This window comes from Staphylococcus sp. GDX7P312P, from assembly GCF_008385775.1.
Taxonomy (GTDB): Bacteria; Bacillota; Bacilli; order Staphylococcales; family Staphylococcaceae; genus Staphylococcus; species Staphylococcus haemolyticus.
On sequence record NZ_VUKI01000002.1, the window covers coordinates 1 to 21,320 of the forward strand.

Here is a 21,320-nt window from a genome sequence, read left to right on the forward strand (position 1 = left end):
AGTCCAATTTATTATAGAACCTTTATTTTTTGGCAGAACTGTTTCAAAAAGAAAAATGGAGAAAAATAATGGTAAGGAATTAGATACATTTAAAAGTGTTATAAAGGATCAAGTTAAACAATTTGATGCACACAATTATCAAACTGATAATCAACAAGTAACAAAACACAGAGATTTAATTAGAATGTTATTAAACAAACAAGATGCATTTTTAACCGAAGATAATCACATTGACTTATTTACAGATGGTCATAAGCTATATGAGAAAGTGATTGAAGACATTTATAACGCTAAGAACTATATACATTTAGAGTATTATACATTTGAACTTGATGGCTTAGGTCATCGTATTTTAGATGCATTAGAAACGAAACTCAAAGAAGGACTAGAAGTTAAAATATTATATGATGATGTAGGCTCTAAAAAAGTAAGAATGTCGAAATTTCATCATTTTGAATCATTAGGTGGCGAAGTTGAAGCGTTTTTTGCATCTAAGTTTCCACTTATCAATTTTAGAATGAATAACCGTAATCATAGAAAAATTATAGTGATTGATGGTCAAGTTGGTTACATTGGAGGATTTAATATTGGCGATGATTATTTAGGACTTGGTAAACTAGGATATTGGAGAGATACGCATATACGTGTTGAAGGTGACGTTATAGACGCATTACAAATACGTTTTATATTAGATTGGAATTCACAAGCGCACCGCCCACAATTTGAATATGATGATAAATACTTTCCTAAAAAAAGACAGCATAAAGGGAAATCAGCGATTCAAATTGCTTCAAGTGGTCCAGCATTTGATTTACATCAGATTGAATATGGATATACTAAAATGATTATGAGTGCAAAAAAATCTATATATATGCAAAGCCCTTACTTTATTCCAGATCAATCGTATATCAATGCACTTAAAATGGCAGCGAATGCTGGCGTTGATGTACACTTGATGATTCCATGTAAACCAGATCATCCGTTTGTATATTGGGCGACATTTTCAAATGCTGCCGAATTGTTAAGTAGTGGTGTGAAAATTTATACGTATCAAAATGGCTTTATTCATTCAAAAGTCATGATGATTGATGATGAAATTTGTAGTGTCGGTTCAGCTAATATGGATTATCGTAGTTTTGCTTTAAACTTTGAGGTAAATGCTTTTATTTATGATAAAGAGATCGCTAAAAAGATCAGAGCAGCATACGAAGAAGACATTGAAAAATCAAAACTATTAACTTTAGAGGAATACAAGAAACGTTCGCTTTCAATTAAAGTTAAAGAAGATATTGCAAAATTAGTATCACCAATTTTATAGCAAAAGGAATCTAATTTAATAGTTAAAAATTATGAGATTAAGCAATTTAAAGTTGCTTAATCTCTTTTTTGATACCTCGTCGTAGTTAATATGACAAATGTCATATTAAAGTCGTGACAATTTGAACTAATTTTAAATTCGATTAAAAGATAAAGTAGATATATAAATTAAAAGGATGTGAGGTCGTTATGATATATATCAATCAATTAAAGAAATCGTTTGGTAAAAAGACGGTTTTGAATAATATCTCATTAGATATCGAGGAAGGAAAGTGTACTGCATTAATCGGAAAAAATGGTGCAGGAAAGTCCACTTTAATAGATATACTTATTGGTCATAAGCATGCGAATAGTGGAACAGTCGAAGATAAATTTAATTTAATATCCTCACATAATATGGGCATATTATTTCAAACTACGAATTTACCTAAGCTCATTAAAGTAAAAGAACTATATCATTTATATCAACAATTATATACCGATCCTATGACATTTAATGAGTTTCAAAAATTAACTCAATTTTCTAATCTTCAATTGGAACAATATGCTAATAAATTATCAGGAGGTCAAAAGAGATTATTAGACTTTGTTCTAACTTTAATAGGCAAACCTCAATTTTTAATATTAGATGAACCAACAACATCAATGGATATTGAAACAAGAGAACACTTTTGGAATCTAATTGAACAACTTAAAGAAGATGGTATAACTATACTTTACACCTCTCATTATATTGAAGAAGTCGAAAGAATGGCTGATAAAGTTGTCTATTTAGAACAAGGAAGTATCAAAATTAATGATACACCACATAATATCTTATTTAGTCAAAATAATTCAATTATTGAAATAATGACCTTTACGGAAGAACAATATCAAATACTTTCAGAAACATATGATATAGAAATTACGAATGGTAACTTAAAAATTCAAACAGAAAATGTTGAAGCAGTTATTACAAATCTAATTAAAATAAATGTAGATTTAAATCAAATCACAATTTATAAAAAATCTTTATTGGAACTCATGTTTTCAAAAGAAGAAAGAGTGGTGCAATAGACTATGACTAACATCATAACGTTACTTGATATTGAATATAAACTATTATTTCGACGCAAATTATCATCATTTATGGCTTTCATCTTCCCTTTGGCATTCTATTTATTGTTTACATCATTAATTGATATGCCAGCAGATGCGAAAAAAGTATTTTACAAAGAGTATATGTATAGTATGACGGTATTCAGTTTAATGGGATTTTGTCTGATGCAATTTCCATTAGAAATAATCGAGGAAAGAAACAGTGGTTGGTATAAAAGATTAATTTCTACACCAATCACAGTATTAAATTATTATTTAGCTAAGATTATTAAAACTATGACTTTATTTTTAGCTTCAATATTGCTTTTATTCAGCGTAGCACACTTCTATAAAGGGGTAGATCTAAGTGCAAGTGAATGGATTTTATCTGGTGTTTCTTTATGGTTAGGTGCTAGCATGTTTTTGACATTAGGTTTAATCATTACGCAATTTAGTGAGACACAGAAAGCAAGTAGCGTAGCTAATCTGTTTAATATTGTATTAGCCATTATTGGTGGATTGTGGTTCCCTGTTAGTACATTTCCTGATTGGATGCAAACAATTGCTAAACTAACACCAGCGTATCATTTACGTCATTTGGCACTTGAATTTGGTAAAGGTAATGGCTTTAATGTACAATCATTCATAAATTTAGGTATTTATAGCATTATTTTCTTAATTATTGCATTATTAATTAATAAGAGAAAAGAGGTGGAATAAATGAAGCGTAGTTTAGGCGCTAAAATGGGAGAGATTTCATCTTTAATTTACTTAATATTTCCATATTATGGTTTATATTTAACATGGCAAGATGATAGCTTTTTATTAAATTTATTTATTGTAATCATTTTTACATTTGCATATGCTAGTTTAATTCTTTTACATGAAGCATTAAGCCATCGTATCAATTTAATATTATTTTTTATTCATTTTTTAGCGATTATTTACTTTGTATATGCATACAATCCAACATTGAGTTTATTTTTCTTTTTTAGTGCATTTGCTATACCATTTTTATTTAAAAGGGGAGTAAAATCAATAGAGTTTATGTTATTAATAAGCTCAATGATTACATGTATCATCATAACGATTATACAAACGAATCACTTTTATGTCGTGAGTATTATTATTTATTATATTGTTATTTTGGCAATATTATTTGGTAATTTTAAAATAATGAAAGAGAGACAATATCGTCAACAAATTGAAGAAAAAAATAAATATATTAATATTTTGATTGCGGAACAAGAACGTAATCGAATAGGTCAAGACTTACATGACACGTTAGGACATGTATTTGCAAGTTTGAGTGTTAAATCTGAATTAGCTGCAAAACTAATCGATAAAGATCCGATAGCAGCTAAGAAAGAAATACTAAATATAAACGAAATTTCGAAAGATACATTAGAGAAAGTAAGACATATTATTGAAAATTTAAAAGTTCAAACTTTTGAAGAAGAAATTCAATCAATAGAACAAATCTTAAAGGATGCAAATATTCACTTTAACTTTGAAAATATAAGAGGTGCGAGTTCCCTCAACCCAACTAAACAGACGATATTATCAATGATACTTAGAGAAGCGGTTAACAATGTAATTAAGCACGCGGAAGCCTCTGAAATTAATGGGAAAATAGAAAGTTACGACAATGGTATTAAATTAATCATTAGTGACAACGGTATAGGTCTGAAACAACCTAGCGAAGTAAAATTAAAGAGTATTAACGATAGGGTAGCTTTATTGAGCGGGACAGTTAATATCACTTCTAAACAGGGTACGACTATCGATATTATGATTCCGAGAGAAGGTGTACAATGATTTCAATCGTAATTGCAGAAAATCAAAATATGTTGCGTAAAGCAATGATACAATTAATTGAATTTCACGACGATTTAAAAGTGATAGATGATTTTGATAATGGTATTGACGCATTACAATCTATTAATAGTCAACAGCCTGACATTGCTATTTTAGATATTGAGATACCAGGAATGACGGGTTTAGAAGTATTATCGCAATTAAGAGAAAATAAAATTAATACAAAAGTGATTATTGTCACGACTTTTAAAAGGCCTGGTTATTTTGAAAGAGCTGTTGCAAACGATGTTGATGCCTATGTGTTAAAAGAACGATCGGTAGATGATTTAGTTGCAACCATTCATAAAGTTTTAAATGGCGAAAAAGAATATAGTACGTCTTTAATGACATCTTTGTTTAAAGAGGCTAATCCATTAACGCATAAAGAACAAGTCGTGTTACGTGAAATAGGAGAAGGATTAAGTAATAAAGAAGTCGCTGATAAACTCTATCTTTCAAACGGTACTGTAAGAAATTACACGTCTAATATAATTGATAAACTTGAAGCGGAGAACCGCTTTGATGCATGGAAAAAAGCAAATGAAAAAGGTTGGATATAGAATTTAATGGTTGTAGTTAAATATGAAGAAAAGAGTCAGTACATAAGTTTGCTCTTAAGAGAATGGTTTCCAAGAACCAAAAAACTCTATGTCCTGACTTTTGTGAAATATAATACTATATTGTAAAAATTTGAGATTTGGCTTGATAAAATCACTAATTATCTCTTTTTTGAGTTTCTAGATTGTCAACATGAGTGGCTAATAACCGTAACACTTGAGCAACCTTATCTGGAGGTGTATCTTTCGCCAAAGTGTGTTCGAATACATGGCCATTTTGTGTTTGTACTTTATAAATTAGACCGTGATTATCTATAATTACGTCTAGGATTTCCATAATAACACCTCGCTAATTGTTTAATGATGAGGCTTTTTAATAGTTAAAATTGTGATAAATTAATCATTTTTTAAAATTAATTTTATACATTTAAGGTATTTCTTATAAATACCACAATATTAAGAAGTTAACCTTAAATATAAAAAAAGTTGGGAGTAAGATAAAAAATTCAGTTTGAATTCTTTGTCTTACTCCCATTAGTGTTGCAAGTAAAATTTCTATTAAGATTTTCTAATTGTGCTACTTGTTTTTTCTTTTGCGAATTATAGATTGAATGATATAAGCAATAAATCCTACTAAGACGCCTAATAATACAGCTACTACGACAGAGACAATAATAGGTAACTTATAGACAATTTGTAGTATTACACCGACGATTATGGCTATAATTACGGCTATAACTGTCACTAAATTTTCATTTTTCTCAGACATTGATGTCACTCCTAACGTATTTATTATAGCATGATAAGATTAATAATTTCACTTTTTGCGAGTACAGTAGATACTAACATCGTCTAACTAAAACAAGTTGTCATTGACGATTAATTTTAATTTATATATGATATTTATTATTGAAATAAAAAGCGTAGGTGACATCTTTGAATTCGAAAAAATCATTAAGTATCATCGTTTTAGCTGTTTTAGTGGTAGGCGTTTTAGCCTTTCAATTTATAAATCATACAGGACCTTTTAAAAATAATGGTTCTCAATCATCAAACAGTACTAACATTAAGGATAAAGAGAAAGTACATGTAGACCGAGTAGTAGATGGTGATACCTTTGTTGCTACAAATAGTGAAGGAAAAGAAATTAAAGTTAGACTTATAGGTATAGATACACCAGAAACAGTTAAACCTAACACACCAGTTCAACCATATGGTAAAGAAGCATCTAATTATAGTAAACAACACTTAAATGGGAAAGATGTGTATTTAGAATATGACAGAGAGAAAGAAGATAGATATGGTCGGACACTTGCATATGTGTGGCTAGATGAGAACACTATGTACAACGAAGAATTAGTCAAAAATGGATTAGCACGTGAAAAGTACTTCTCACCGAATGGCAAATATCGTCATCTTTTTGAAAAAGATGAACAACAAGCTAAAAAAGATAAAGTGAATTTATGGAGTTAAAAAATAAGCGATTGACACGTGTATCTGTATCTAGATTCACTGTCGATCGCTTATTATGTGCATTAATTATTAAAGCTGTTTACGATTTTGGTAACTTGGTCCTCAGAAAGTGGATGTTTAGATAAATCAATTGCATTTTTGATTACCGCTTCAAGTGATGATTTAGTTGAAACGGTGTCTACATATTGAGCTCTTTCCTCTGAACCCTCAATGATATTTACGCTACCATCGCTAAAGTAAACGACTCCGATGCTTTGTACTTTATGATTAAAATGATTTTCAATTCCGTCTTTTAAAACTTTTGAATTAATCGCTGCTTGTTCATATGGATCATGATCATAAAATTCATAAATCACACGATTATTTTGAATTTTTTCGACGAAAGTATAAATTTCACTGCGTGGTGAATCAAACTGACTGTGATATTGTTTACTTACATAATGACCGACAATCTGATTTACATCATTTGTGTCAATTTGCATATCGTCGTCTACTGGTGCATCAAAATGGTAAAACGTTTTTTGTTTCCAGTTTTTGACGTCAATATTGATTAAGCCAACATCTGAAACGACAATGTAATCGAATGTTCTAGCGTATTCAAAGAAAGGATGTTTTGTAGCTAAATTACTTGTCGTTATAATATCGTAATACTTTAACTTGCCTTCGTCTTTATACTTATTAAGAATGCTAGTTAAAACGTGTTTCGCGTTGCGCTTTGCATGTGAACTTACATCATTATTAGAACTAAGCATTTGATTTTTAAGTTCTAAATTTTCATTGCTAAGCGTCGCATTCTTAGTTACCATCTGATTTCTTGCGTACACTTCTGTATCAACTCTATCTTGCATGTAACGTTGATTTAAGATGAACGCCAAAATAAGTATAACGATGATAACAATTAAGATAATTGTTAATGTCATAATTCATCACCTATGTTCGAATTTTAATTTTATATCACTCAATAAATTTGAAAGTTATAACATGAGCGATATGAAATAACATATAAATTATATCTATTATAATTGCGTAGTTCAACAAAATGTAAATTAAGTTAAATTAATAAAATAATAAATATTACCTAATTTTAGCAATTTTATTATTTTGTTTAACATCAAATTTAGCAATACTTCACAATTCGTAAATTGAAATCAGAAATAAGGATATGTATAATTAATGTATGAAAGCGTTTCCTTTGGAGGTAGTAATATGGAACATCAACAACATGTAGAAGAGCTAGTTAAAATATTAAAAAATGAATGTCGTACTTCATTCAAATTTCATGGGGAAGTCGCAATGCAGCTATTTTTAAGTGATAATTTTATTCTACCTTCTAGAGTCGACATATGCGTAGAACGTAAACAACTAGTTGAAGTATTAAAAGTAATTCCGTCCACGTATCATTTAAATTATTATGATAAAAATAATAAGTTAATGAATCGAGATCAATTAAGTGTACCCGAAATTGCACACATAGATATTACTTTTAACGAGAAATTATTAATGAATATCTTTATTTATGATGTCGTAAATGAAGAGTGGATATTTAGATTAGATAGTAATATTAGAATTCCTAAGAATAGTATTTATTTTCATTCGCTGACATGGGGAGTAGATTATATTAAACCAGAAATCGTGCTAATGTACGACTTATTGGATAATCAAAATTACCATCAATTACCTAATTATAAAATGGTTTTAGACTCATTAAGTTATTATCAATTTGTTATATTAAAAGTTGTCGTAGGGGAGCAACGTATCAATGAGGCATTAGCTCATAACAAATTATAAAGAAGCATCTAATATTTAAGTGGAATGTACAAAACATGACTACTTAAATACTAGATGCTTTTTAACTATGCTTGCTTATTTAGATTTTTCAAACAAATGCCATGATAACAATATTCATATGTAGATAAAACAGCCTTGTCTGCATCTTCAATTGAAATACCGAACATCATTGATATTTCAGACGAGCCTTGGTTGATCATTTTCAAATTGATGTTAGACTCTGCTAACGCATGAGTAATAGTGTTTGCAGTACCGATTGCTTTATTCATTCCTTCACCAACAATCATTAAAATCGCTAAGTCGTGTTCAATACTTAATTCATCGACATCGCAACGTTTACGTATAGCGTTAAGTACATCTTTTTCTTTACCTTTTAATTGATGTGTTCGAAGGATGATACTAATACTATCAATACCTGAAGGCATATGGTCGAAAGAAATATTGTAATCTTCTAATATTTCAAGAATTTTACGTGTGAAACCGACCTGTCTATTCATTAGATATTTTTTAATATTAATAACACTAAATCCTTTATCACAGCTTATACCTATAATGACATTTTTATCACTTACATCTCTATCATGGCGTATAAATGTACCTTTATCTTGAGGGCGATTTGTATTTTTAATTACCACTGGAATTCTGTGTTTATAGAGTGGCTGCAATGCTTCATCATGGAAAACGCTAAACCCAGCATAGGAAAGTTCTCGCATTTCACGATACGTAATTTCTTCAATAAGATCTGGATTGTTAATTATATTAGGGTTTGCCTTATAAATACCTGATACATCAGTGAAGTTTTCATATAAAGACGCTCTAATTCCTCTAGCGATAATTGCACCTGTAATGTCAGAACCACCTCTTGGGAACGTAACGACATAATCATTTTTAGAAACACCGAAGAATCCTGGGATAATAATTTTACCTTCAATATCTTTTAATTTACTAATCTTCTCATAAGCTTCTTCCAGGATTTGAGCTTGTTGTGGTAAATCTGTAACTAGAATACCTGCATCTTTTGGAGAAAGATATGTCGTTTTAAAACCTTGTGCATCATTATAAGCTGCAATTAATTGCGCATTAAAATTCTCACCACAAGAAAGAATTGCATCGTATAATCTTAAAGGCTTATTTTTTAAAGTTGAAATAATCTCTTCTAATGTGTCATCAATTACTTTTAATAATGAATCATCCATATCAAGTTCATGTAAAATATCTGTATAACGTTGAATAATTTCTTTCTTTTTATCCTGATAATTAAGATTATTCATTACTTTTTCATATAATCGAACTAGAAGATCGGTCGTTTTGACATCATCTTTGTGTCTTTTGCCTGGTGCAGAAACAATAATAATTTTACGATCTGAATCGCTATTAACGATATCTAGGACTTTTTTGATTTGTGTTGCATTTGAAACTGAACTACCGCCGAATTTTGCCACTTTCATATACCTAATCAACCTTTCTAAAAAATCAGAAAATTCTATTTAATTTTCTGATACCACATGATAATATAAAGCTAAGTATTTACATTTTTTACTAAAAAGTCCTATCAATTTAATATGGTTTAATAGTATACTAAAATAAAGTATATTTCAATAAAACAATTGTATTTCTCAGTTATACAAATGGGGGAAGATAAAAATATGAAAGAATTAAATATTGCTTTACTTGGTCTAGGAACAGTGGGATCAGGTGTAGTTAAAATAATTGAAGAGAATCGACAACAAATTATAGATACATTAAACAAAGATATTGTTATAAAGCATATTTTAGTGCGTGATAAATCTAAGAAAAGACCTATAAATATTAGTCGATATCATTTAACTGAAGATGTTAATGAAATTTTAAATGATGATTCTATCGATATCGTTATTGAAGTAATGGGTGGCATTGAACCTACTGTTAATTGGTTAAGAGATGCTTTGAAAAACGGTAAACATGTAATTACTGCAAACAAAGATTTATTAGCCGTACATTTGAAGCTACTAGAAGATTTAGCTGAGGAAAAGGGACTTGCGTTGAAATTCGAAGCGAGTGTTGCCGGTGGTATCCCTATAGTAAATGCTATTAATAATGGATTAAATGCTAATAACATTTCTAAATTTATGGGAATACTAAATGGTACATCTAACTTCATCTTATCTAAAATGACACGTGAACAAACAACGTTTGAAGATGCTCTTGATGAAGCGCAAAGGCTAGGTTTTGCTGAGGCAGATCCGACTGATGACGTAGAAGGTATTGATGCAGCACGTAAAGTTGTTATCACTTCTTATTTATCATTTAACCAAGTCATTAAATTAAATGATGTTAAAGTTCGTGGTATAAGTCAGACAACTTTATCTGATATCAATGTCGCGGACAAATTAGGTTATAAAATTAAATTGATTGGTAAGGGAACTTATCAAAATAGTAAAGTTAACGCATCAGTTGAACCAACATTCATACATAAATCCCATCAACTAGCTACAGTTGAAGATGAATATAATGCAATCTATGTCGTGGGCGATGCAGTGGGCGATACAATGTTCTATGGGAAAGGTGCAGGTAGCTTAGCTACTGGAAGTGCTGTTGTAAGTGATTTACTAAATGTGGCATTATTCTTTGAATCAAATACGCATACATTACCACCTCATTTTGAATTGAAAACCGATGCAACTCGCGAAATCATGGATACGGAAGATGTCGTAGCTATTCAAGAGAAGTTAAACTATTATGTTGTTCTTAATAGTGACTTATCAAAAGAAAAATTTGAATCATTATTGAAAGAAACGTTACCTTTCCATAAATCACTACAAGTTGAACAACGTGATGAACAAACGTATGGTGTAGTTATTATAGGTTTAGATCAGTCACCAGAGGACGTTTTAAGTAAAGCTGATTTTAATATCGAGAAAATTTATCCAGTTGAAGGGGTTTAATGTTTATGAAAAGATGGCAAGGTTTAGTTGAAGAGTTTAAAGAATATTTACCAGTTAACAGCGACACACCAAAGTTAACATTAAATGAAGGACATACTCCGTTAATTCATTGTGAGAACTTGTCTAAGATGTTGGATATTGATTTATATGTAAAATATGAAGGTGCAAATCCTACAGGTTCTTTTAAAGATAGAGGTATGGTCATGGCTGTTACTAAAGCAAAAGAACAAGGGAAAAAAGTTGTTATCTGTGCATCTACTGGTAATACATCAGCCTCAGCAGCTGCATATGCTGCACGAGCTGGATTGAAAGCAATTGTAGTTATTCCAGAGGGTAAGATTGCACTCGGTAAATTATCGCAAGCTGTTATGTATGGTGCTGAAATTGTTTCTATTGAAGGAAACTTTGATGAAGCTTTAGAAATTGTTAAGGAAATTGCTGAAAATGATGAAGAAATTGAGTTAGTTAATTCAGTGAATCCATATCGTATTGAAGGTCAAAAAACGGGTGCATTTGAAATTGTTGAACAATTGGAACAAGCTCCAGACGTACTCGCAATTCCAGTTGGAAACGCAGGCAATATTACAGCTTATTGGAAAGGTTTTAAAGAATACCATGAGAAAAAGGGTAGTCAATTACCTCGATTATTTGGCTTCCAAGCAGAAGGTGCGTCGCCAATTGTTCAAAATAAAGTGATTAAAAACCCTGAAACAATTGCTACAGCTATTCGTATTGGTAATCCAGCTAGTTGGACTAAAGCTACGAATGCGTTAGACGAATCTAATGGATTGATTGATAGTGTTACTGATGATGAAATTTTAGAAGCTTATCAATTAATGACTTCTAAAGAAGGTGTATTTAGCGAACCAGCTAGTAACGCCTCAATTGCAGGTCTGATTAAATTACATCGAGCAGGACAATTACCTAAAGGCAAAAAAATAGTAGCTATTTTAACTGGTAATGGATTAAAAGATCCTGATACTGCTATTTCAATATTAGATAACCCTATTCAACCGCTTCCTAACGATAAATCAAGTATTATTGATTACATTAAAGGGGCTTTGTAAAAATGACTGAACAGTTGCACTTAAAGATACCAGCGTCTACTGCTAATTTAGGCGTTGGTTTCGATTCGATAGGTATGGCTATAGATAAATATTTACATCTTTATGTGAAACGAATTGAAGGGGAAGAATGGGAATTTACATATTTAAATTCCGAATTAGATTCACTTCCTAAGAACAAAGACAATTATGTTTTTAAAGTGGCCCAGCAGGTCGCATCTAAATATAATGTAGAATTACCTAGCTTAAGTGTTGAAATGCGAAGTGATATACCATTAGCTAGAGGTTTAGGTTCATCGGCGTCTGCATTGGTGGGCGCTTTATACATTGCAAATTATTTTGGCAATATTCAGCTTTCTAAATATGAATTACTTCAATTAGCTACAGAAATAGAAGGTCATCCAGATAATGTTGCACCTACAATTTATGGTGGCTTATTAGCAGGCTTCTATAATCCAGATACTAAAGAAACGAATGTAGCACATATTGATGTGCCAGATGTTGATATTATTTTAACTATACCTCCATATGAATTAAAGACTGAAGATTCTCGTAACGTTTTACCTGATCAATTTTCTCATAAGCGCGCGGTTCAAAGTAGTGCAATAAGTAATACGATGCTGTGTGCATTAATTCAACATAATTATGAACTTGCTGGGAAAATGATGTCACAGGATGGCTTCCACGAGCCATATCGCCAACATTTAATATCTGAATTTAAAGAGGTAAAAGCTATAGCTCAACAATATGATGCATATGCGACAGTAATTAGTGGTGCAGGGCCTACCATATTAACAATGAGTCCTAAGGAGAAGAGTGGTCAATTAGTTAGAGCGTTAAGACAAGCCGTTACAACATGTCATTCAGAATTAGCAACAATCAATGAAATTGGCGTTGTTGAAGAAATTGTGTATCCTTCATAAAATTTATTGTAAAATATAAACGAGTAAATTTCGAAAGGAGTACACTTCAGATATGAGTAATTATAAAATGATCGTTATGGACATGGACGATACTTTAATTAATAGTGAGAATAAAGTAAGTAAAGAAACTAAAAATTACTTGATAGATATTCAAAATCAAGGCTATAAAGTAGTGTTAGCTTCAGGAAGACCAACTGAAGGTATGCTACCAATTGCAAAAGAATTACAATTAGATGTTCATGATAGTTATATCATCAGTTACAACGGCGGTAAAACTATCAAAGTAGCAACTGAAGAAGTAGAAGTGAGTCAAAGTGTATCTAAGAAGAATTTTGACCTTATTGTGGATTTTTGTCGTGAACATAACTTTTTAATCCTGACATATCAAGATGGTCATATTATCCATGATGGTGATCATGAATATCGAGATATTGAATCAGAACTTACAGGGCTACCTATGAAACGTGTAGATGATATTAAAGCTTATATTAACGATAGCGTTCCAAAAGCGATGGGCGTTGATTACGCAACAAATATTGCTAAAGTACGTGATGATATGCATGGAAGTTTTAACTCAGAAATTGATGTAACAACAAGTAAACCATTCTTTTTAGAATTTATGGCAAAGGATGTTTCAAAAGGTAATGCGATTAAAGCATTATGTGAAAAATTAAATGTATCATTATCTGAAGTGATTTGTTTTGGTGATAGTTTAAATGATCAATCAATGTTTGAAGTAGTGGGTTGTGCTATCGCGATGGGAAATGCAAATGAGGAACTGAAGGCTATTGCAGACAAAATAACGTTAGATAACGATTCTAATGGTATTCCCGCAGCTTTAAAAACACTTTTGTAATACAAAATAAGGCATGAGAATACGAATGTTGTTTATTTCATCATAATTACCATGATGAATGATCCATTCGATCTCATGCCTTTTTATTATTTAGCAGTATGTGTCCATTCGTGCTTTCCTTTTGAACGCTTTACATAAGCGTAAACTTGATCAGCAGCATAATCTAAATTTGTATACACTGTAATTGTAAATGCAGACTGGTTTTCACTGAATGGTTCAGTACTAAATACATCTTTTAAATGTGTAAATAAATTTTCCATTTGGTCATGTTCAAGACTAGGGTACTCTCTTAATGTACGTTTTAGTAATTGACCATTTTTTTCTTCTAGAGATTGTACAACTATAACGAAACGTTCTTCACTCTTAATGACATCATCAAATAAGTTTGTTTGACCAACCATCTTGCTTTCACCTCTAAGTCATTATCTTTACTACTATTATACTAGATAACTGTTTTTTCGAAAATATCAATATGTTGAAATCAAAAATGCGAGTCACTAAAAAGGATTTACTATACTTTCAATGCTCGCATTTAATTATTTAATTATCTTTATGATAATGATGTGGTGTGATATCCATATCATTTAATTTAACGAACTTCGTTTTTCTTATTAATTTATGAGCTAAGAAAATGAGCCCTAAAATAATAATAGGTAAAATGTTAACGAAAAATTTACCTATATTACCATCGAATAAATCTCCAATTGAATTACCAAAGTATAAGAAAATTAAAGTTGCAAATACTAAAATTGGTCCAAGAGGGTACAATGGTGATTTATAAGGTAAAAGTTGATTGATATCTTGACCTTGACGTTTAATAGCTTTACGCAATCTTACTTGTGCCCATGAACTAGCTGCCCAAACAATGATTACCAATGAACCAATAATATTTAACAAACTAAAAACAGCATTTGAATAAAAATTAGCAATTATAATAATCGCTACAATCAAAATATATGTTGTAACTAATGCTCTTAAAGGTAATTTAGACTTATCGTTTAGCTTACTTAAGAATTTAGGTGCCTGTTTTTCATCACTTAAAGAGAACAACATTCTACTAGTAGTATAAACACCTGAGTTTGTCGCAGATAATAATGATGTCAATATAACAGCATTAATAACAGAAGCGGCAAAAGCAACACCAATTCTATCAAATACAATTGTGAAAGGACTTTGTGTAACAGATTCATTCTCATTTAACAATAATGGGTCAGTATAAGGAATGATAGCTGCAATAACACCAATTGATAATACATAGAATAATAAAATTCTCCAAAAAACTTGTTTAACAGCTTTAGGCATTGTTTTTTCTGGATTATCAGATTCTCCAGCAGTCACTGCTACAACTTCAGTACCACCAACTGAGAATCCTGCAACGAGTAAGACACCTAAGAAACCAGATAAACCACCCACGAATGGAGCCTCACCTTTAGTATAATTTTCAAAGCCATAAGAATGGCCACCTAATATACCGAAGATCATCAAGAAACCAACAATAATAAATATAATAATAGTTACTACCTTAATTAGTGATAACCAAAATTCAGTTTCTCCAAAAGCTTTAACCGTGAAGATGTTTAATAAAAATACAATAGTGATAAAGATTAAACTCCAAGTAAGTGGACTAAAGAATTTAAATACATCCCAATAATACAATACGTTTGAAGCAACCATAACATCTACACTGGAAACTAGTGCCCACATAATGTAATATAACCAGCCCATTGTAAAACCTAGAGAAGGGTCTACAAATCGCGTTGCGTATGAACTGAATGATCCTGAAACTGGATAAAATGTTGCCAACTCTCCAATTGACGACATTAAAAAGTAAAGCATTATGCCAATTAATAAATAGGCTAATATAGCGCCCCCAGGACCAGCTTGAGCAACAACACTACCTGTTGCTACAAAGAGCCCTGTACCAATTGCGCCACCTATAGCAATCATAGATATGTGTCTTGAGTTAAGACCTCTTTTCATATTGTTATCTTCCATATGATGTCTCCTAATTCTAAAATTTAAAATATACAAACCATTTTAATCCTTTTAGGGACAGTATTCAATAACTTTTAAACAATTTAGCTTAAAAATTTTAAATTTTCTGACATTTTATAAGGTTTTTTAAAATGTTTTAATTATAGGGGTTATGGGTTTAATTATAGTAGATTCTAAATTATAATAATTATAAATAAGTGAAAGGGGAATTAACTATGGCGAAAGATGATAAAAGATTAACTGGTTTATTTGGGCACCCTGTTTCAGATAGAGAGAATAGTATGACAGCTGGTCCGAGAGGTCCATTATTAATGCAAGATGCATACTTTTTAGAACAAATGTCTCATTTTGATCGTGAAGTAATTCCTGAACGTCGTATGCACGCTAAAGGTTCAGGTGCATTTGGTACATTTACTGTAACAAATGATATTACGAAATATACAAATGCTAAAATCTTTTCAGAAATAGGTAAACAAACAGAAATGTTTGCACGATTTTCAACAGTTGCCGGTGAACGTGGGGCAGCTGACTTAGAGAGAGATATCCGTGGATTTGCACTTAAATTCTATACGGAAGAAGGTAACTGGGACTTAGTAGGTAACAATACACCCGTGTTCTTCTTTAGAGATCCTAAGTTGTTTGTTAGTTTAAACCGTGCTGTTAAAAGAGACCCACGTACTAATATGAGAAGTCCTCAAAATAACTGGGATTTCTGGACTGGCGTACCAGAGGCACTTCACCAAGTTACAATTTTAATGTCAGATAGAGGTATGCCAAAAGATTTCCGTCATATGCATGGTTTCGGTTCACATACGTATTCTATGTACAATGACGAGGGTGAACGTGTTTGGGTTAAATATCATTTCAGAACTCAACAAGGCATCGAAAACTACACAGATGATGAAGCGGCTGAAATTGTAGGTCAAGATAGAGAATCATCACAACGTGACCTATACGATGCAATTGAAAATGGCAATTATCCAAAATGGAAAATGTATATCCAAGTTATGACAGAGGAGCAAGCTAAAAATCATCCTGATAATCCGTTTGATTTAACTAAAGTTTGGTATAAAGGTGATTACCCATTAATTGAAGTGGGTGAATTTGAGCTAAATAGAAACCCAGAGAATTATTTCATGGATGTTGAACAAGCTGCTTTCGCTCCAACAAACATTATTCCTGGTTTAGACTTCTCACCAGATAAAATGTTACAAGGACGTCTATTCTCATATGGTGATGCGCAACGTTATAGATTAGGTGTCAATCACTGGCAAATTCCTGTTAACCAACCTAAAGGTGTTGGCATTGAAAATATGTGTCCATTCAGTCGTGATGGTCAAATGAGATTCCTTGATGGAAATCAAGGTGGTGGACCTCATTATTATCCAAATAATAAAGGTGTTTACCAATCACAACCTGAATATAAAAAACCAGCATTTCCAGTAGATGGAGACGGTTATGAGTACAATCAAAGACAAGATGATGATAATTACTTTGAACAACCTGGTAAATTATTCCGTTTACAATCTGATGATGCCAAAGAAAGAATCTTTACTAACACAGCAAATGCAATGGATGGTGTGAGTGAAGACGTTAAACATAGACACATTCGTCATTGTTATAAAGCTGATCCAGAATATGGTAAAGGTGTTGCCAAAGCATTAGAAATCGATATTAATGATGTTGATTTAGAAGGTACTAACGACGAAACATACGAGAATTTTAAATAGTACTATAAAATTAGATTGCGTAGAGCATTTTAATATGGTAAAATCTTAAATCGTAAGTATTCCTAGTTAAATGAGAAAGGATGTTAATTATGCGCGTTAATGTAACATTAGCTTGCACAGAATGTGGCGATCGTAATTATATTACTACTAAAAATAAACGTAATAATCCTGAGCGTATTGAAATGAAAAAATATTGCCCAAGATTAAATAAATACACGCTACACCGTGAAACTAAATAATCTCTTATCTTTTAAATACGACATTAAAGATAAAGTAAGAACTTGCCGAAGTATAATAATCTTATACTTCGGTTTTTTAATTATTTAAATGAAATTAAGTCATCAGTCTTGTAAATTTAAAATCATGTGTTATTATATAAAACGTAATTATTACGATTTAAAATAACAGGAGTGATATATATGGCAAAAAAATCTAAAATTGCTAAAGAAATGAAAAGAGAAAAATTAGTTAATCAATATTATGAATTACGTAAAGAATTAAAAGCTAAAGGAGATTATGAAGCATTACGTAAGTTGCCACGTGATTCTTCACCAACGCGTTTAACTCGAAGATGTAAAGTAACAGGACGTCCAAGAGGTGTATTAAGAAAATTTGAAATGTCTAGAATTGCTTTTAGAGAACATGCACACAAAGGACAAATCCCGGGCGTTAAAAAATCAAGTTGGTAAAATACAAATCTAGTACTTTAGTCCATTTACAAGACAATTAAAAAATTGTAAAGTATATAAGGGTGAGAAAATGAATGATTTTTATATTTAATATACTAAACGTTCGTTTTTACTTAATAAATATGATTGTATAGGGGCTAAAAAGTATGAAAATTTTTGATTATGAAGATATTCAATTAATTCCAAATAAATGTATAGTTGAAAGTCGTTCGGAATGTGATACAACTGTTCAATTTGGACCGAAAACGTTTAAGTTACCTGTTGTGCCAGCGAATATGCAAACTGTTATGAGTGAAGAATTAGCGCATTGGTTCGCTAAAAATGATTATTTTTATATTATGCATCGATTTGACGAAGCAGCTCGTATTCCATTTATTCAAAACATGCAAAAAGAAGGATTGTTTGCTTCTATTTCTGTAGGTGTTAAAGCAAATGAATTTAAGTTTATTGAAGAATTAGCTGACAAACAATTAGTTCCTGAATATATTACGATTGATATAGCTCATGGTCATTCGGATTCAGTTATTAAAATGATTAAACACATAAAAAAATATATTCCAAAAACATTTGTAATTGCTGGAAATGTTGGTACGCCAGAAGGTGTTAGAGAACTTGAAAACGCAGGTGCAGATGCAACTAAAGTTGGTATTGGACCAGGTAGAGTTTGTATCACAAAAATAAAAACTGGTTTTGGCACTGGTGGTTGGCAATTAGCAGCATTAAATATTTGTAGTAAAGCAGCGCGTAAACCTATAATCGCTGATGGTGGCTTAAGAACACATGGCGATATTGCTAAATCAATTCGATTTGGTGCAAGCATGGTAATGATAGGGTCTCTATTTGCGGCTCATGAAGAATCACCAGGTGAAACTGTTGAATTAGACGGCAAACGTTATAAAGAGTATTTTGGTAGTGCATCTGAATTCCAAAAAGGTGAACACAAGAATGTTGAAGGTAAAAAAATGTTTGTTGAACATAAAGGATCATTAAAAGATACTTTAGTTGAAATGCAACAAGACTTACAAAGCTCGATTTCATATGCAGGTGGGAAAGATTTAAAATCATTAACAACTGTCGATTATGTTATAGTGCGAAATTCAATTTTTAATGGGGACAAGGATTAGAACTTGAGTGGTAGGTGTATGTTATTAAAAAATTCCTTTTATTTTCTTTGGTGTTATTAGTTGTAGCTTTATTCATACCATTAAAGGAAAATCAAACACTAGTAAAATTTCAGAATGACGTAAGAAGTAAAGTTCAGCAAGTTATGAATCAAGATTCGAGTTTAAAAAACAATACGCTCAAAACACCTACAGAACAGGACTTTGCTATTAATAATATTCAGATGAATATGTCTAAAGACAAAGTTGAAAATCAATTGGGGAAACCTAAAAGAGTAACATCTAATGAATATGGCGCCAAATGGTATACCTATTACAATAATGATTACGATAATTTCATAATGGTTAGCTATTTAGGGAATAAAGTCAATGCTTTATATAGTAATCAAAATGTCATTACATCTAAATCTAAGGTGAAATATAACACCCCTAAAAATGTTGTTGAGGATAGACTCGGTAAACCTTTAAAGGAAATTGTTAAAGGTAGATACCGTGTTGATATAAGTAGCGATGAGTATGATGTTTTCCATGAAGATAATATTTATACAACTGTTTTTTATGATAAACATAAGGACAATGGTGTTACTGCATTACTTCAAGTTAGTGACGCCATGGAAAAAAGGTTGACTCAACATTACGGTGCGCCATCTTCAACATTAGAACAAAGCTTTGAATATCAAAATTATGATTTAGTTAATTCTGAGCGTAAACAGCATGGGCTGAATACACTTAGTTACTCGAAAGATGTCTCTAATACAGCAAGAAATCATAGTGAAGACATGGTAAAACAAAATTACTTTGATCATAACAATTTAGATGGTGAATCTCCTTTTGATCGATTAAAAGATGATGACATTGATTTCAATGCGGCAGGTGAAAATTTAGCGTATGGGCAACAAAATAGTATATTTGCTCATGAGGGGTTAATGAATTCACTTGGTCATAGAAAGAATATATTGAATACAAATTTCAGTACTCTAGGCGTAGGCGTTGATTTTAATGACAAACGACAACCATATTGGACAGAAAATTATACGGGCTAAGTGTTTTAATGCGACTTATTAAGGGTATCTTTTAGTTGATAAGGAAGTTGATATTATGACAACTAAAGATGTTAATAAACTAGATATTCTAGATAAGGTTAAAGAAATTTTGAATAAAAAAGAAAATGAAAAGCAAAAGAACTAGCAAAGTTTACATTGTAGACTTTGCTAGTTCTTTGTGTATAGAAATATATAAGAGAGAGGTTAACGTAAATTTTAGAAATTAAAACTACAGTTCTCTGTATAAACCAATAACTTTACCGATAACTGTAACGTTATCAAGATAAATAGGACTCATTGTACTATTTTCAGGTTGTAATCTATAACGTGTTTTTTCTTTATAGAAGCGTTTAACTGTTGCTTCATCATCTTCTGTCATCGCAACAATGATGTCCCCATTTTCAGCAATGGTTTGGCTTCTAACTATAACTTTATCTCCATCTAAAATACCTGCCTCAATCATACTTTCACCCACAACATTTAAAATAAAGATATCACTATTGTGAGTTGATGTTAAATGTTCTGGTAAAGGGAAATATTCCTCAATATTTTCAACTGCAGTAATCGGAATTCCGGCAGTAACTTTACCAATTACAGGAACATAAATTGTTTCCTCCATATTAACTGCATCGTTAGTTTGTTCGGTAACAATTTCAATGGCTCTCGGTTTCGTAGGGTCTCGTTTAATATATCCTTTTTCTTCCAGTCTAGATAGATGACCATGAACAGTTGAACTTGACGCTAACCCTACTGCTTCACCAATTTCTCGTACGCTTGGTGGATATCCTTTAGTTTGTACTACATGTTTAATATAATCGTATATTTCACTTTGACGTTTAGTTAATTCTCTCATATATAGGCACTCCCTAATTTTATTTAACTATATTATAGCACTGATTTAAATAT

The 21,320-nt window shown here is 31.3% G+C and carries 23 protein-coding genes; 16 read left to right on the top strand and 7 right to left on the bottom strand.

Going from position 1 to position 21,320, the window contains the following annotated elements; genetic code table 11:
* From cls to F1592_RS00490, 5 genes are all read left to right on the top strand, one after another.
* Nucleotides 1-1,318: cardiolipin synthase (gene cls, locus F1592_RS00470; RefSeq protein ID WP_149814150.1), on the top strand; the 1,318-nt coding region annotated here is incomplete at its 5' end.
* Between the two features lie 188 nt (nt 1,319-1,506).
* Nucleotides 1,507-2,373: an ABC transporter ATP-binding protein gene (locus tag F1592_RS00475; protein ID WP_107610041.1), complete on the top strand. Its 867-nt coding sequence runs from the start codon at nt 1,507-1,509 to the stop codon at nt 2,371-2,373.
* 3 nt (nt 2,374-2,376) lie between these two features.
* Nucleotides 2,377-3,114 carry an ABC transporter permease gene (locus tag F1592_RS00480; protein ID WP_053017896.1) on the top strand — a complete coding sequence of 246 codons (738 nt, stop codon included), beginning with the start codon at nt 2,377-2,379 and terminating at the stop codon, nt 3,112-3,114.
* On the top strand, nt 3,115-4,212 hold the full coding sequence (locus F1592_RS00485; RefSeq protein ID WP_107610040.1) for a sensor histidine kinase: 1,098 nt from the start codon (nt 3,115-3,117) through the stop codon (nt 4,210-4,212).
* A complete protein-coding gene (locus F1592_RS00490; protein WP_149809491.1) occupies nt 4,209-4,811 on the top strand; it encodes a response regulator transcription factor in 603 nt (200 codons plus the stop codon). The genes F1592_RS00485 and F1592_RS00490 overlap by 4 nt, the downstream gene beginning before the upstream one ends.
* A gap of 154 nt (nt 4,812-4,965) precedes the next feature.
* Here F1592_RS00490 and F1592_RS00495 read toward each other — a convergent pair whose 3' ends face one another.
* On the bottom strand, nt 4,966-5,145 hold the full coding sequence (locus F1592_RS00495; RefSeq protein ID WP_011275875.1) for a hypothetical protein: 180 nt from the start codon (nt 5,143-5,145) through the stop codon (nt 4,966-4,968).
* Nucleotides 5,146-5,385: 240 nt separating this feature from the next.
* Nucleotides 5,386-5,577 carry a hypothetical protein gene (locus F1592_RS00500; RefSeq protein WP_011275874.1) on the bottom strand — a complete coding sequence of 64 codons (192 nt, stop codon included), beginning with the start codon at nt 5,575-5,577 and terminating at the stop codon, nt 5,386-5,388.
* 167 nt (nt 5,578-5,744) lie between these two features.
* Here F1592_RS00500 and nucI point away from each other — a divergent pair, with 167 nt between their 5' ends.
* On the top strand, nt 5,745-6,281 hold the full coding sequence (gene nucI, locus F1592_RS00505) for a thermonuclease NucI (RefSeq protein ID WP_053017898.1): 537 nt from the start codon (nt 5,745-5,747) through the stop codon (nt 6,279-6,281).
* A 62-nt stretch (nt 6,282-6,343) separates the two neighbouring features.
* Here the strand turns inward: nucI and F1592_RS00510 are convergent, their stop codons facing one another.
* A complete protein-coding gene (locus tag F1592_RS00510; RefSeq protein WP_053017899.1) occupies nt 6,344-7,201 on the bottom strand; it encodes a hypothetical protein in 858 nt (285 codons plus the stop codon).
* Nucleotides 7,202-7,487: 286 nt separating this feature from the next.
* On the opposite strand from F1592_RS00510, the gene F1592_RS00515 reads away from it, so the two are divergent.
* A complete protein-coding gene (locus F1592_RS00515; RefSeq protein ID WP_037537148.1) occupies nt 7,488-8,069 on the top strand; it encodes a hypothetical protein in 582 nt (193 codons plus the stop codon).
* Nucleotides 8,070-8,134: 65 nt separating this feature from the next.
* Here F1592_RS00515 and F1592_RS00520 read toward each other — a convergent pair whose 3' ends face one another.
* On the bottom strand, nt 8,135-9,517 hold the full coding sequence (locus F1592_RS00520; RefSeq protein WP_107609987.1) for an aspartate kinase: 1,383 nt from the start codon (nt 9,515-9,517) through the stop codon (nt 8,135-8,137).
* Nucleotides 9,518-9,715: 198 nt separating this feature from the next.
* Between F1592_RS00520 and F1592_RS00525 the strand changes: the two genes are divergently transcribed.
* The 4 genes from F1592_RS00525 to F1592_RS00540 are packed head-to-tail and all read left to right on the top strand — an operon-like array spanning nt 9,716 to nt 13,836.
* Nucleotides 9,716-10,993 (top strand): homoserine dehydrogenase, encoded by a 1,278-nt coding sequence (locus F1592_RS00525; RefSeq protein WP_149809490.1) that lies wholly within the window; start codon nt 9,716-9,718, stop codon nt 10,991-10,993.
* Nucleotides 10,994-10,998: 5 nt separating this feature from the next.
* Entirely contained in the window at nt 10,999-12,060 is a 1,062-nt protein-coding gene (thrC, locus tag F1592_RS00530) for a threonine synthase (protein WP_053017902.1), read from the top strand.
* Nucleotides 12,061-12,062: 2 nt separating this feature from the next.
* A complete protein-coding gene (thrB, locus tag F1592_RS00535; RefSeq protein WP_037537144.1) occupies nt 12,063-12,980 on the top strand; it encodes a homoserine kinase in 918 nt (305 codons plus the stop codon).
* A gap of 52 nt (nt 12,981-13,032) precedes the next feature.
* Nucleotides 13,033-13,836, top strand: a complete 804-nt coding sequence (locus F1592_RS00540; RefSeq protein WP_037537143.1) for a Cof-type HAD-IIB family hydrolase — start codon at nt 13,033-13,035, stop codon at nt 13,834-13,836.
* 86 nt (nt 13,837-13,922) lie between these two features.
* Here the strand turns inward: F1592_RS00540 and F1592_RS00545 are convergent, their stop codons facing one another.
* Together F1592_RS00545 and F1592_RS00550 are read right to left on the bottom strand one after the other, a co-directional pair.
* The gene (locus F1592_RS00545) at nt 13,923-14,237 is read right to left on the bottom strand and encodes a hypothetical protein (RefSeq protein WP_011275865.1); all 315 of its coding nucleotides are present in this window, start codon (nt 14,235-14,237) and stop codon (nt 13,923-13,925) included.
* Between the two features lie 139 nt (nt 14,238-14,376).
* Nucleotides 14,377-15,831, bottom strand: coding sequence for an amino acid permease (locus F1592_RS00550; protein ID WP_053017903.1), 1,455 nt, complete (start codon nt 15,829-15,831; stop codon nt 14,377-14,379).
* A gap of 215 nt (nt 15,832-16,046) precedes the next feature.
* On the opposite strand from F1592_RS00550, the gene F1592_RS00555 reads away from it, so the two are divergent.
* From F1592_RS00555 to F1592_RS00575, 5 genes are all read left to right on the top strand, one after another.
* Complete coding sequence (locus F1592_RS00555) at nt 16,047-17,561, top strand: catalase (protein WP_053017904.1); 1,515 nt, start codon at nt 16,047-16,049, stop codon at nt 17,559-17,561.
* Nucleotides 17,562-17,650: 89 nt separating this feature from the next.
* Complete coding sequence (gene rpmG / locus F1592_RS00560; RefSeq protein ID WP_001265708.1) at nt 17,651-17,800, top strand: 50S ribosomal protein L33; 150 nt, start codon at nt 17,651-17,653, stop codon at nt 17,798-17,800.
* A 180-nt stretch (nt 17,801-17,980) separates the two neighbouring features.
* Nucleotides 17,981-18,250, top strand: coding sequence for a 30S ribosomal protein S14 (rpsN, locus tag F1592_RS00565; RefSeq protein WP_011275862.1), 270 nt, complete (start codon nt 17,981-17,983; stop codon nt 18,248-18,250).
* Nucleotides 18,251-18,396: 146 nt separating this feature from the next.
* Nucleotides 18,397-19,374, top strand: coding sequence for a GMP reductase (guaC, locus tag F1592_RS00570; protein ID WP_037537140.1), 978 nt, complete (start codon nt 18,397-18,399; stop codon nt 19,372-19,374).
* Nucleotides 19,375-19,388: 14 nt separating this feature from the next.
* On the top strand, nt 19,389-20,414 hold the full coding sequence (locus F1592_RS00575) for a CAP domain-containing protein (protein ID WP_053017906.1): 1,026 nt from the start codon (nt 19,389-19,391) through the stop codon (nt 20,412-20,414).
* Between the two features lie 229 nt (nt 20,415-20,643).
* On the opposite strand, the gene lexA is transcribed toward F1592_RS00575, so the two are convergent.
* Nucleotides 20,644-21,267, bottom strand: coding sequence for a transcriptional repressor LexA (gene lexA / locus F1592_RS00580; protein WP_053017907.1), 624 nt, complete (start codon nt 21,265-21,267; stop codon nt 20,644-20,646).
* Nucleotides 21,268-21,320: the final 53 nt, after the last annotated feature.

Bases quoted from the DNA above. Each gene is read 5' to 3' on its own strand.
- F1592_RS00475 (WP_107610041.1), top strand. From the start codon at position 1,507: ATGATATATATCAATCAATTAAAGAAATCGTTTGGTAAAAAGACGGTT.
- F1592_RS00480 (WP_053017896.1), top strand. From the start codon at position 2,377: ATGACTAACATCATAACGTTACTTGATATTGAATATAAACTATTATTT.
- F1592_RS00485 (WP_107610040.1), top strand. From the start codon at position 3,115: ATGAAGCGTAGTTTAGGCGCTAAAATGGGAGAGATTTCATCTTTAATT.
- F1592_RS00490 (WP_149809491.1), top strand. From the start codon at position 4,209: ATGATTTCAATCGTAATTGCAGAAAATCAAAATATGTTGCGTAAAGCA.
- F1592_RS00495 (WP_011275875.1), bottom strand. From the start codon at position 5,145: ATGGAAATCCTAGACGTAATTATAGATAATCACGGTCTAATTTATAAA.
- F1592_RS00500 (WP_011275874.1), bottom strand. From the start codon at position 5,577: ATGTCTGAGAAAAATGAAAATTTAGTGACAGTTATAGCCGTAATTATA.
- F1592_RS00510 (WP_053017899.1), bottom strand. From the start codon at position 7,201: ATGACATTAACAATTATCTTAATTGTTATCATCGTTATACTTATTTTG.
- F1592_RS00515 (WP_037537148.1), top strand. From the start codon at position 7,488: ATGGAACATCAACAACATGTAGAAGAGCTAGTTAAAATATTAAAAAAT.
- F1592_RS00520 (WP_107609987.1), bottom strand. From the start codon at position 9,517: ATGAAAGTGGCAAAATTCGGCGGTAGTTCAGTTTCAAATGCAACACAA.
- F1592_RS00525 (WP_149809490.1), top strand. From the start codon at position 9,716: ATGAAAGAATTAAATATTGCTTTACTTGGTCTAGGAACAGTGGGATCA.
- thrC (WP_053017902.1), top strand. From the start codon at position 10,999: ATGAAAAGATGGCAAGGTTTAGTTGAAGAGTTTAAAGAATATTTACCA.
- thrB (WP_037537144.1), top strand. From the start codon at position 12,063: ATGACTGAACAGTTGCACTTAAAGATACCAGCGTCTACTGCTAATTTA.
- F1592_RS00540 (WP_037537143.1), top strand. From the start codon at position 13,033: ATGAGTAATTATAAAATGATCGTTATGGACATGGACGATACTTTAATT.
- F1592_RS00545 (WP_011275865.1), bottom strand. From the start codon at position 14,237: ATGGTTGGTCAAACAAACTTATTTGATGATGTCATTAAGAGTGAAGAA.
- F1592_RS00550 (WP_053017903.1), bottom strand. From the start codon at position 15,831: ATGGAAGATAACAATATGAAAAGAGGTCTTAACTCAAGACACATATCT.
- F1592_RS00555 (WP_053017904.1), top strand. From the start codon at position 16,047: ATGGCGAAAGATGATAAAAGATTAACTGGTTTATTTGGGCACCCTGTT.
- rpmG (WP_001265708.1), top strand. From the start codon at position 17,651: ATGCGCGTTAATGTAACATTAGCTTGCACAGAATGTGGCGATCGTAAT.
- rpsN (WP_011275862.1), top strand. From the start codon at position 17,981: ATGGCAAAAAAATCTAAAATTGCTAAAGAAATGAAAAGAGAAAAATTA.
- guaC (WP_037537140.1), top strand. From the start codon at position 18,397: ATGAAAATTTTTGATTATGAAGATATTCAATTAATTCCAAATAAATGT.
- lexA (WP_053017907.1), bottom strand. From the start codon at position 21,267: ATGAGAGAATTAACTAAACGTCAAAGTGAAATATACGATTATATTAAA.